Here is an 11,210-nt window from a genome sequence, read left to right on the forward strand (position 1 = left end):
GACCGGCCACCACGATCATGGGATATCCGCGATGAACGCTCAGCCGCACAGACGCACCGGTCCACGCTCACGCCAGCACAACGAGCTGCGCTGGGTCATCGGCATAGCCGCCGTGACCCTCCTCTTCGACGGTTACGACCTGGTCGTGTACGGCACCGTCGTACCGAGCCTGCTGCGCGACCCGGGCCAACTCGGTCCCCTCACCCCCGGACAGGCGGGGGCGCTCGGCAGCTACGCCCTCATGGGTGTCATGGTCGGCGCGCTGGCCGCAGGCGCCATCGGCGACCACATCGGCCGGCGCCGCATCATGCTGGTCAACCTCGCCTGGTTCTCCGTCGGCATGGGGCTGACCGCGCTGACCACCAGCGTCACCGCCTTCGGCATCCTCCGATTCCTCACAGGCATCGGCGTGGGGGCCCTGATAGCCACCGTCGGCGCCCTGGTCGCCGAGTTCGCGCCGCCGGACCGGCGCAATTTTTCTACAACGCGATCGTCTACAGCGGCGTCCCCGCAGGCGGCGTACTGGCGGCCCTGCTGGCGCTGTTGACCTCCGACGCCATCGGATGGCGCGGGCTGTTCCTGGTCGGGGCGCTGCCGATCGTGCTGCTGCCCGTGGCGATGCTGCGGCTGCCGGAGTCGCCCAAGTGGTTGCTGGTCCGCGGACAGGAGGAACGCGCACGCCAGGCCGTGCCGGCCGCCGGGAAGCCCACCACAGCCGCCGACGCGGCACCGGACGCGATCAAGGAGAAGGTCGGCTTCGCGGCGCTCGCGACCCGCCGCTACGCGCTCGCCACCTTCTTCCTCGGCCTGATGAGCTTCTCCGCCCTGCTCCTGACGTACGGCTTGAACACCTGGCTGCCGGAAATCATGGGTCGCAACGGCTACGGAAAGTCGTACTCTCTGGCTTTCCTGCTGACCCTCAACGGCGGCGCCATCGTCGGCGGCCTGATCGCCTCACGGGCCGCCGACCGGCTCGGGCCCAAACGCGTGATCGCCGCCACCTTCGGCCTCGCCGCCGTGTCCCTGGCCCTGCTGACGCTCAAGCTCCCGCTCGGAGTACTGCTCGGCTTCGTCGCTGTCGCGGGGGTGGGCACACTGGGCACCCAGGTCCTCATCTACGGCTTCGTGTCCAACTACTACGACACCGTGGCGCGCGCCGCCGGTGTTTCCTGGTGTGCCGGGTTCGGCCGACTCGGCGGCATCGGCGGCCCGGTCGTCGGCGGGGCACTCGTCGGCGCCGGAGTCCCGCCCCTGTACGCCTTCTACGTGTTCGCCTGCGTCGCCGTCGCCGGCATGCTGGTGACCGGCTTCGTCCCACGTCAGACCGGTGCGCACGTCCCGGCCGCTCCCGAGCAGGAGCCCCTGCCCGGCAGCAGTGCTAGCGTGCTGAGACATGGACACGCGTCCTGAGCGACGCCGGAGCCTGATCGGACGGGCCGGCGAAACTGCCGCGCTGGCCCACAGGCTCAGCGCCGCCCGCATGGGCCATCCATCGATGGTGCTGGTCGCCGGCCCATCGGGGAGCGGAAAAACAGCCCTGGTCGAGCAGGTCCTCTCGGGGGCGGAGGAACCCCTGCACGTCCTGCGCGCCACGGGCGTGTCCTGGGAGTCGGGTGTGGCTCTGGGAGTGTCCGAACAGTTGGCCCGTTCCTGCGACGAGGAGCTGGACGTCCCGGCCACGGCGCCGGACGTGATCCTCGCAGCGGCACAGCGCCTCCACCAGCTCTTCCGGACGGCGCAGCAGCGCAGTCCCCTCGTGGTCGTCGTCGACAACGCCCACTGGGCCGATGTGGAGAGTCTGCGGGCGGTCCGCTCCGCGGTACGCAGGATGTCGACGGAGCAGGTGCTCGTCATCCTGATGGCCCGGGACGATCCGTACGAGCTATACCCCTCGCTGGAGACCTCGGGAACCCAGGAGACGCTGCAAGCGCTGAAGATCTTGGAGTTCCTGGAGGGCTGCCGCGAAGACGCGGTACGTGTCAGCCCGCTCGGGCCGGAGGAGGTCAAGGCACTGGCGAACGAGGCCTGCGGCATCACCCTCGCCCTCCCCACCGCGCGGCATCTGTGCAGGCACACCACGGGCAACCCACGGCACATCACCGAGCTGCTCCGCGAGCTGCCGCCCGACATCTGGCGGGAGTGGCAGCCCGTTCTGCCGGCTCCGGCCCGCTACGCCTTGACCGTACGCCACAGGCTCGCCCAGGTCGGCGAAGCCTCTCGGGCCCTGGTGGAGGCATGTTCCGTCCTCACCGACGGGGCTCTCGTCGCCGAGGCCGCCGCGCTCACGGACCTTGAGGACCCGCTTCCCGCGGCGGACGAGGCACAGGCGGCCGGACTGCTGATGGTGACCGTCGACCCTGGGCAAGTGACGCTTTCCTTCCCGCACCCGCTGGTCAGAGCCGCCGTCCTCACCAGCATCGGGTTGACGAGGCGGGGGGCACTCCACCGTCGCGCGGCGGCGATCACCGGGGACCGCGGCCGGCAACTGACGTACCGCGTCGCCGCCGCCAGCACGGCGGACGCGGAACTGGCTGACGAACTCGATCAGTACGCGGCCGAACGAGCCGCCGCGGGTGAGTGGGCCGCCGTCGCCGATCTTCTGGTGAAGGCCAGCCGCCTGAGCCCGGACCGTGCCACACGCCAGGACCGGCTGCTGCGCGCCGTCGACGCCATGATCGGTGCCGGAGACATCCCCCAGGCCTCGGTCTTCGCCGCAGAACTCGAGAGCTTCCCGGCCGGCACACTGCGCGACGTCGTCCTCGGCTACCTGGCCATCATGCGCGGCCGCGCGTCGGAGGCCGAAACGTTCCTGACTCAGGCCTGGGAGCGGTGTGACCCTGGGCGCCGTCCCGATCTGACAGCGAAGATCTGCCAGCGGCGCGTGCTGCACGCCCTGGCACGCTGGGACGCGCCTGATCTCGTCGCCTGGGCCCGCCGGGCGCTCGAACTGGCGGACCCGAATGACCCCTCAGCCATCGAGTCCGAAGCCATCATGGGACTGGGACTCGCCGCGATGGGCCGGCCGGACGAGGCCACGGCCGCCTATGAGGCAGCCGCTGCCAAGCTGCCCGGCGGCGCCCACCCTCAACGCTTCCAGCTCGGCCGCGGCTGGGTGGACCTCGCCCTGGACGCCCCCGAAGCCGCCCGCAGGGAACTCGAAGAGGCGGTCCCGACCGGTTACCGGATGGGCTCCACCCGGATCTCGCTGTGGGCACAGGGATGGCTGGCCCGCACGCAGTTCGCCCTGGGGGCATGGCAGGAGGCCCTGGAAACCGTGGAGCGGGCAGCCTCCCACCTCGCCGACGTCAGGATCGAACTCGTCCGTCCCCTGGTGCACTGGACCGGAGCCCACATCCACGCACTGCGCGGTGACTGGGACACGGCCGACCACCACGTCAGGGAAGCCGCCGCCGACATGCATCACTACGAGGTCATGCTCGTTCCTGCCTGCCTGGCACGCGCCCAGGTCGCCGAAGCCCGCGGCGACTACGAAAGGGTCGTCGAGGCGCTCGCTCCCCTACTTCGGCTGCCGTCCCTGGAGCGTCTCGACGAGCCGGGATTCTGGCCCTGGCAAGCCGTTCACGCCCACGCCCTGGTGATGACCAACCGCATCGACGAGGCCGACGCCTTCCTCATCCCGTACGAGAACCTCGCCGCACGCCGCGGTCACCACTCCAGCCTGGCCCGGCTCGGCCTGGTACGGGGGCGGATCACCGGCGCCCGAGGCGACATCGAGACTGCCCGCAAGGAGTTCGAGCAGGCCCTTGCCCATCTCGAACGACTGCCCCTGCCCTACGACCGGGCATGCGTGAACCTCGCTTACGGCCAGACACTGCGTCGCGCGGGAAAACGCCGAGAAGCCGACACAGTCCTGAAGAACGCCCGGGACACTTACCTCACCCTCGGCGCCCACAGCTGTGTCGAACGGTGCGAGCGAGAACTCAAGGCGGGCGGGCTGCACACACCTCGTGGCGCACCGGGACTGCCCCGCCTCACCGCTCAGGAAGAGGCCGTCGCCCGACGTGTCGCCGCCGGCGCGAGCAACAAGCAAACGGCCCTGGAGCTGTTCATCTCCGTAAAGACAGTGCAATATCACCTCACCCACGTGTACACCAAGCTTGGTATCCGCTCCCGGAGTGAGCTCGCCGCACGCTTCCGCGAAATGCCGGGCACCGACGAGTCGGCGTAGGGCGGTCTGAAGGCCGGTCGTGGATTCGCCCCCTGGGGCGGCTGGTCGGGACGACTGCCACACCGCCCGGCACAAAAGGCCCGAAGTTGGTCGCGGCGGCCGGAGCCCCGTGCGGCGGCCCGCTTCGATGAAGAGGGCCGGCGCTGGGCCGCCGCGATGGCGGACGGGGTCCACTTTTATGACCCTGACGGCACACTGATCGGGCAGTTGAACGTGCCGGAGGCGGTGGCCGACATCTCGTGGGGCACACGGCCGACGGACGGAGGCGGGCGGACGGAGCCGAGCGGACGGAACCGTCAAGAGACACGCCCCTAGTTCGGAGAAAGCAGGACCCCAAGGTCTTGAGCGGTATTGGCGGAGTGCCCTTGTTCTGCAGCTGTCGTATTCCTGGATGTCGGCTTGGTGGGACAGCGAGCCGCCCTGTCGCGGCCCGGCGGCGGGCTGGCAATCCCGCCATCACCACTGCGGGGTGGTCCGAGGCTGCAGCCGGTAGATATTCAGTTGGGCACTTGGCCTAGGAGTGACAAGGTGAGGGTCATGCTGTCGCCCACCGTCGAAGAAATCCTCCGGGAACTGCACGCCTCGCTCACACTGCGCAAGCGTCCGGAGGATGTAGCCCGGCTCATCCAGGATCTGTATGCGACACAGGGCACCGAACTCGACGAGGTCACTGAGGCCGCACTCGCCAAGGCCGCCGAACACTCGCTGCGCAACCTTTGGCACGGCTACACCTCCATGCGGGAGGATTTTGCCCGCCCGGTAGGCGCACAGCGCCAGCTCGCCCGTGCGGCAAGCCTGTTCACGAATGTGCCGGAGCTTCCGGACAGCGCCGGAGACGACCCGGACCGGATCGAGGTAGTGATCCGCGTTGCAGGCGAGTCCATAGGCCGCGTGTACGGCCAAAATGACTTCGGCGTGGACCGTCTCGACCGGGCCGAGCGAACTGCTGCCGGCCTCGGCGAGGTCTCCAAGCGCCAGTACAACAAGCGCTTCCGTCTCCTGCGCCGCATGGAGGCCAAGCTGGCGCGGCTGATCCACGAGCAACGCCGCCGCGAGGTGACGATGACGGGTAAGGGAGCACTCGCGCACGTAGTGCCGTACGGTCTCTTCGCTGTGGACCCGAACACGGCGGCCTTCATCGCGTACATCACGGCGCGGGGTTACATGCGCAGCGTCTTCACGAATGGCCGCCAGCGCCAGGTCTACGACGAGGTCGCCGAGGCGCTGTTTCAGCGCTTGCGCGCGCAGCCCGAGCGGACCTGCTGGTCTGCGGTCGCGCATGTGCATCCCACGTCGGAGGTGCTCGCGGCAGTCTCCGAGGAGGACCTCACTCAACTGCTGGTCCGATGGAACGGCTTCCTGCGCCAGGTCGCGGACCTGTTGGAGGACGCCTGGAATCGGCACCCGCTGGAGCGCGAAACGATGATCGTGCGCCGCGGCGACGACTCATCGACGTGGAACCAGGCCGCGCAGGCGTGGAACACGGCCCGAGCGCACTGGTTCGCGATTCTGTCCGAACTGGGCCAGGAGAAGATTCTGGACCGGGTCTGCCCGGGTAAGGTTCCTCGCCTGATGGCTGCCGATGTGGCGTATTGGCACCGTATGAGCGGCGGCGGGCTGCACCCTGACACCTACATCTGGGCAGAGCTGCCGTTGCCCTGGGAGGTACTCCGAGGGGAGAAGGAATGCCCACGTTCGTTGGTCGAGGCAGTCTGCGCCCGTCATCAGAGGGATCCCGTCGCCAGCGCCTGGACCGCCCCCAGGCCGACGGCTGAGGCTGTCGCCTTCCGCCGGACGCCCGAGCTTGTGCACGGTGTTGCCGTTGCGGACCCTCTCATGGCCAGTGCCCTCCGGTCGGCAGGCGTGTTCTCCGGCAATGGCAAGCGCGCAGCGGCGAGGGAGTGGCTGTGACTGCTTGCCCAGGGCGTGGGGAAATCGGTTGCCCAAAACGGCAGCCCCAGCCATGATCGGCGTGGCGACGAGGAAGCTCTGCGGAGGAGCGCCCGGCTCTGATCCCGGGTGGACGTAGGTTCGAATCCTGCCCTCGTCGCCACTTCACTTGACATCGCTTTCGTCAGGCCAGCTTTGGGCTGGCGATGCAGTCGAGCCGGTCTCGTTTCGCTCAGCCGGTCCAGCGGAGGGCATTACGGACGCTGGTTCCGGTGAAGTCGGCGAGGACCGTTGGCAGGTCAGCGGCGTCCCCGGATGCGCTGGCACCGCGAAAACCCGCTGGTCTCCGTGTGAGGTCGTGCGCGATGCTGCACACGTGATCGATCGAGAAACCGCAGTTCAGATCGTTGAAGAACAGCTGGAACGCGACTACGAGACGGACCGCTCGGTGCGCCCGGACCCGATGCTCATGGCTGTCGCGGGAGTGGAAGAGCACGAGCTGGTGTGGATCGTCTCCTGGACGTCCGAGGAGTACCTGCGCACCCGGAATCCGGACTTCATGGTGGTCGGAAACGGTCCCTACCTGGTTGATCGACTCGACGGGAGCCTGCACCAGATCGGCGTCGTCTCGGCGGTGTCTGATGGGTGGCAGGAGGACTACAGAAGCCGCATCCGAGGCCAGGCTGTGCGGACGGCGGTGGATGATCTGCACGAAGAGGTTCGCGGTGTGGCGGCTGCTCGTGGGCGGATCCACGCCATGCACACCCTGCGTCAGCGACTGCCGGTGCTGTCTCTTGCCGAGGTCATCGAGTACGTGGGCGCCTTGAAGGACGGCACCGTTCCTGATCATCTTCTAAGGGTCGCCACGGAGGAACTGGTACCCCCTGTCAATCCGGTGCTGACTGCGACGACCATCCGTGGGGGTGCCCGGAGCACCGGCTGACCTTGCGTCAGTTCCTCTTGCGGGTGGCAATGTAGTCGAACCAGTCGCGTCTGGCGTATCCGGTCCATCGGGTGGCGTTGCTGATGCTGGTCGCGGTGAAGTCGGCAAGGACGGATGCCGGCAGGTCGGCGGCCAGGGCGAGGCGGGCGCTGTTGCGGCCGGCAAGAGGCGTGATTCCGTGCTGCCGGAGTTTCAGGCTGAGGTAGGTGGCGCCGAGAGGGCGGGCGGGCTCCTGTCCAGGGAACAGCCACGGGGTGGTGCTGGCCGTCTGGTTGAGCTGCCAGCGTTCCTGACAGCGGTCGCGTAGTACGCGGACCAGCCGGGCGACTTTGGGAGGCAGTGGAATCCGCTGGCCGTCGAGGTTGAGAACTGTGGCTGTTTCATCCTCGACGATGTCGTGCACTGTGAGCTCGAGCAGCTTGGTCGGCTGGAGCCCGAACAGGAGGGTGAGTGCGCCGACCGTGCGGACGTCGATGGGCATGGTGTCGTCGGTCAGGCACTGGTGCAACTGGTCTGCCTGCTCCTTCTCGGTGGTGAAGGTGCTGGGTGCGGGAACGGTTGCCAGGGGAATGGTGAGATCCCCGGTGAGGCGGCGGCTCCGGGCCCAAGTGATAAAGGCTCGTACGTCGCGCCGGTTGGCCGGCCCTTCCTCAACCCATCTTTCGAGTGCTGGCTGTGTGAGCTGCCCGAGGTCTGTGCCGGTTTCGTCGAGCCAGCCGAGCAGCTCCAGAGCCCGGCGCAGTTTGGATCGCATCACGTTCTCGGTGCTGGCTCGCAGGGTCCGGTGCCGGTTGGCCCGGCGGATGCGGTGGAGGAGGTACCAGTGTGTGAAGGGGGTGGCTAGGTGTTTGTGGTGTGCGGGTGCTTGGCTCAGAAGAGCGTCGGCCCAGCGGGGCAGGCCCTCCAGTCGTTCGTCCCTCACGGGCAATACGGCGGCGGCAACGAGGACATCGCGGACGTAGCGGGTGGTCGGCGTGTTGGGCAGGTCGTCCAGATGCTGGTGGGTGAGCTGTTCCTCGGCGTCGGCCAGTTGTGAAAGGAGGGTAGGAACGCCGCTGCGAGTCAGCCAGTGCAGGACCCGACGCGGGCGTCCGGCCCCCGCGAGAGCAGAGTGCACGTCTCGCAGAGCCAACGGAATGGTGGCGCCGTCCACGCCAAGCGCGCTGTCCAGCCGCTTCCTTGTGAAGCAGCGGGTGCACAGGTGTCCCCGGTAGAGCTTGTCGTTCACTCCGCACTGCTGGCAGGCGTAGGTGAGATCAGTTCCTGCGCAGGGTCCGCAGATGCCGTGGCCAGCATCGGTGACGCCGATGAGCGGTCGGCGCTGCCCGCACTGATGGCAGGCGTTGGGGTGGTTGCGGATTGCGGTGTAGCAGGCTTTGCATACCGGGCCCATGGGCCAGTCGGTATGGACTGGGCGGTCGCGAGAGCATCGGATGCACGCACGTGCAGGACGGGGAGCGCAGCCCTGACAGAGGGGCTTGCCTGCCCGTTTCTGAGCACAGGGTCGGATCCGTCCGCAGGCGGAGCAGGCAACAGGGGGCGGGCGGTAGCAGGCGGAGCACAGGTCCGGGGTGTCCCGGCTGGCGCGCTTGTTAATGATGCGAGTTTCTCCGCATTCTCCGCAGGGGCGCTTGGGCTGCTGGTAGCACCGGCGGCAGACGGGGCCGTCTTCCGAGATCGCCTGAGCTGCGGCCTGGGTTCCGCAGCCGACGCATGTGTGTTCGGGGCGCTCCTTGCATCCCTGACAGCGGACACTGCCGTCGGGCATACGCCAGCATGCGCGACGCACGCGTCCGCATTGTCCACATTCGGTGGCCGTGTGTTTGCCGTAGCAGGTGCCGCAAAGGGGCCCGTTCGGCCCCACGGCGTTGATCTGCATCTGCCGCCCGCAACCCGCGCAGGTCTTCGCCGGCCGAACTCGGTAGGAACAGCTCGAACAGCAACGTCCGGCTGCAATGCGGTGTGTGAGGTAAGGCGTGGTCTTTCCGCAGCCGGTGCATGCCGGCAAAGCGACTGGCCCGTGCCCGGCTGCCACCAGGGCATGGGCGAGACGCACGAGGGTCGCTGGAGGAGTCGGGCCCGGATTCATCAGAGCGTCTGCGTGCTGCTCGAGGTGGCGGCACAGGCTGACGCAGGAACGGGCTGTGATCTTCGCGCGCTCAAGGGCCTCCACTGCTTGAGCGCTGGTCACTCCCACGAGCTGTGCGGTCAGGTGGGCGACCACCCGGCGACGCGCCTCGTCGGTACGGAGCGGGGTGGTCATGTCGCCCCAGGGCGCCGGATTGTGGTGCGGCGCGTTTGCGGCCGGGCCCGTGTCTGCTCGCCGACCGCCTTGCGTACTTCGGCGTTGGCGACTTCGACTTGGATCAGGTCGTTGGGTTCGCATCCGAGGATGTCGCACAGCGCGGCGAGGGTGTCCATGGAGAGTCTCTGCGGTGTCTGGGTCACGAGACGGAAGACCTGCTCGCGCGACAGGTGGACTCCACGTTCGGCCAGCAATGGAACAAGGTCCGTGGTCTGGAACATTCCCTTCTCCGCCATCCGGATCCTCAACTGCCAGGCGATGCCCATCTTCCGGATCATGTTCCCTGCTCCCAAAGGTCGCCATGCCGGGCCTGCAGCGAGCGCAGCAGGAGCCGGTTTCGGTACTCGTCCGAGACGTGGCTGTAGATGGCCGTGGTGCTGGCGTACGCGTGGCCGACCTGGTCCTGGACGAACTTCTCCGGATAACCGAACTCGATCAGATGGGTCACGTAGCTGTGGCGCAAGGAGTGCAGATCCAGCTCCTCCGGCAGGCCGGCCGAGCGGCGAGCCCTTTCGAAGGCGTCGTTGAGTCGTCGCAAGGACATCCGTCCCCGCCGCTCGGTGATCCAGAACGCCGGATGCCTGCCCGGCAGGAAGGCTGGGCGAACCTCGGTGACGTACTGGTCGAGAACTTCGACGATCCAGTCCATTTCTGGAACGGTCAGAACGGTGCGGCGTTTGGGCGGCCCTCCCTTGGAGGCCTTGCCGTAGCGGACGAAGAACGCCCCGAAACGGCCGTAGGCAGCGACCTTCGGATTCCGACGCAGGTCACCCAGGTCCAGGCCACATGCTTCCTGGCGTCTCAGGCCGTAGGCGTAGACCGCCTTCAAGACCATGGCGTCACGAAGGGCGGCGAGCGAGCCCTTGCGCCGACGCTTTCGGATCTCTTCGACTCGGCCGTCCGCCGCGTCGAAGAGATTCTGCACTTCGTCGTACGTGAGAGGCCTGCGCTCTGCGGCCCCCTCGTATCCACTGGTGTGGGTGACCGTGTTCCACTCGTGCAGGACCTGAACCGGAGCCCGTCCGAAGCGTTCCCTGCACGTGGCTGGCCATCCGTAGCGGGTGTCGGTGACGTACTCGAAGAACAGCCGTAGATCATTCTGGTAGTTCCGGGCTGTCGACACCGTCAGTGGCCTGCCCGGACGGCGGGTCCGCAGGTGATCGAAGAAGGCCTCAACTTCTCCTGGCGCCCACTGCCATGGGTACTCATTCGTGAAGGCAGCCAGCCTCCGAACCAACGAGATTCTGGGACGGATCGTCGACTCGAAGTTCAGGAATCGCGTGCGCTGCTGTCGCGCCCAGCCCTCCAGCATCGCTTCCAGAACCGCGGGTTCTGGAGCCAGATGTACGACTCCGTCGGCCAGGACCAGATGCGCAGCCCCGGGCAGTTCATCAACCACGCTCACGATGCATCTAACGCAACATCGTTGAGTTGGTAACGGGGGCCTGGTCAGGACCGCAGGGACAGACGCCGGCGCAGCGCTAACGTGAACTCCACCTGCAGGTCAGCGACTGGGGCCCAACGTGGCGGATATTGCATCGAATGCAATACGGCAGCCTGGAGGCAGTGGAAGTAGCGCCGGCCGCTGGGACCGGGGCATGTCTGGCGTGCTGCCTTCGCCTTGTCGAGCGCGGCTTCCTTCGCGAGGGACAACGGGAGCTTCGGCTTCGCCAGGTCGATCCGGACGGGGGCACTGCCCGACTCACGCAGACAGTGTTCACTCCGTAGGCCTGAACCGCTCGCTCCGCCACGCCCGCCTCGAGCAGTTCAAGGACGGCAGGCAGCTCGATCGGGGCCGGCGGGGGGGGGGCGCGGCGCGGGGGGCGGGCGGGGGCGGCGCCGGGGCGGGGGCGGGGGGCGGGCGGCGGCGGGGCGGGCGGCCG

8 protein-coding genes, 1 tRNA gene and 1 pseudogene are annotated in these 11,210 nt (G+C 67.9%); 7 read left to right on the forward strand and 3 right to left on the reverse strand.

The window, feature by feature from the left end:
* Positions 1 to 31 precede the first annotated feature (31 nt).
* From ACF06X_RS26670 to ACF06X_RS26700, 7 genes and pseudogenes are all read left to right on the forward strand, one after another.
* Positions 32 to 547, forward strand: a complete 516-nt coding sequence (locus tag ACF06X_RS26670; protein WP_392289831.1) for an MFS transporter — start codon at positions 32 to 34, stop codon at positions 545 to 547.
* Positions 541 to 1,410 carry an MFS transporter gene (locus ACF06X_RS26675; RefSeq protein WP_392290178.1) on the forward strand — a complete coding sequence of 290 codons (870 nt, stop codon included), beginning with the start codon at positions 541 to 543 and terminating at the stop codon, positions 1,408 to 1,410. Before ACF06X_RS26670 ends, ACF06X_RS26675 begins: the two co-directional genes overlap by 7 nt.
* A complete protein-coding gene (locus ACF06X_RS26680) occupies positions 1,394 to 4,189 on the forward strand; it encodes an AAA family ATPase (protein WP_392289832.1) in 2,796 nt (931 codons plus the stop codon). Before ACF06X_RS26675 ends, ACF06X_RS26680 begins: the two co-directional genes overlap by 17 nt.
* 120 nt (positions 4,190 to 4,309) lie before the next feature.
* Positions 4,310 to 4,435, forward strand: a pseudogene (locus ACF06X_RS26685) (SMP-30/gluconolactonase/LRE family protein); the annotation flags it as partial.
* 291 nt (positions 4,436 to 4,726) lie between these two features.
* Positions 4,727 to 6,100, forward strand: coding sequence for a hypothetical protein (locus ACF06X_RS26690; protein WP_392289833.1), 1,374 nt, complete (start codon positions 4,727 to 4,729; stop codon positions 6,098 to 6,100).
* Between the two features lie 66 nt (positions 6,101 to 6,166).
* Positions 6,167 to 6,242 (forward strand) — tRNA-Gln (locus ACF06X_RS26695).
* Between the two features lie 213 nt (positions 6,243 to 6,455).
* Positions 6,456 to 7,022 (forward strand): YrhB domain-containing protein, encoded by a 567-nt coding sequence (locus ACF06X_RS26700; protein ID WP_392289834.1) that lies wholly within the window; start codon positions 6,456 to 6,458, stop codon positions 7,020 to 7,022.
* 7 nt (positions 7,023 to 7,029) lie between these two features.
* Here ACF06X_RS26700 and ACF06X_RS26705 read toward each other — a convergent pair whose 3' ends face one another.
* The 3 genes from ACF06X_RS26705 to ACF06X_RS26715 form a co-directional block, all read right to left on the reverse strand.
* Positions 7,030 to 8,250, reverse strand: coding sequence for a hypothetical protein (locus ACF06X_RS26705; protein ID WP_392289835.1), 1,221 nt, complete (start codon positions 8,248 to 8,250; stop codon positions 7,030 to 7,032).
* Between the two features lie 1,031 nt (positions 8,251 to 9,281).
* Complete coding sequence (locus tag ACF06X_RS26710; RefSeq protein ID WP_392289836.1) at positions 9,282 to 9,605, reverse strand: helix-turn-helix domain-containing protein; 324 nt, start codon at positions 9,603 to 9,605, stop codon at positions 9,282 to 9,284.
* Positions 9,602 to 10,726 (reverse strand): tyrosine-type recombinase/integrase, encoded by a 1,125-nt coding sequence (locus ACF06X_RS26715; protein ID WP_392289837.1) that lies wholly within the window; start codon positions 10,724 to 10,726, stop codon positions 9,602 to 9,604. The genes ACF06X_RS26710 and ACF06X_RS26715 overlap by 4 nt, the downstream gene beginning before the upstream one ends.
* Positions 10,727 to 11,210 lie beyond the last annotated feature (484 nt).

The sequence above is a fragment of the Streptomyces sp. NPDC015346 genome (genome assembly GCF_043078785.1).
Classification (GTDB): Bacteria; Actinomycetota; Actinomycetes; order Streptomycetales; family Streptomycetaceae; genus Streptomyces.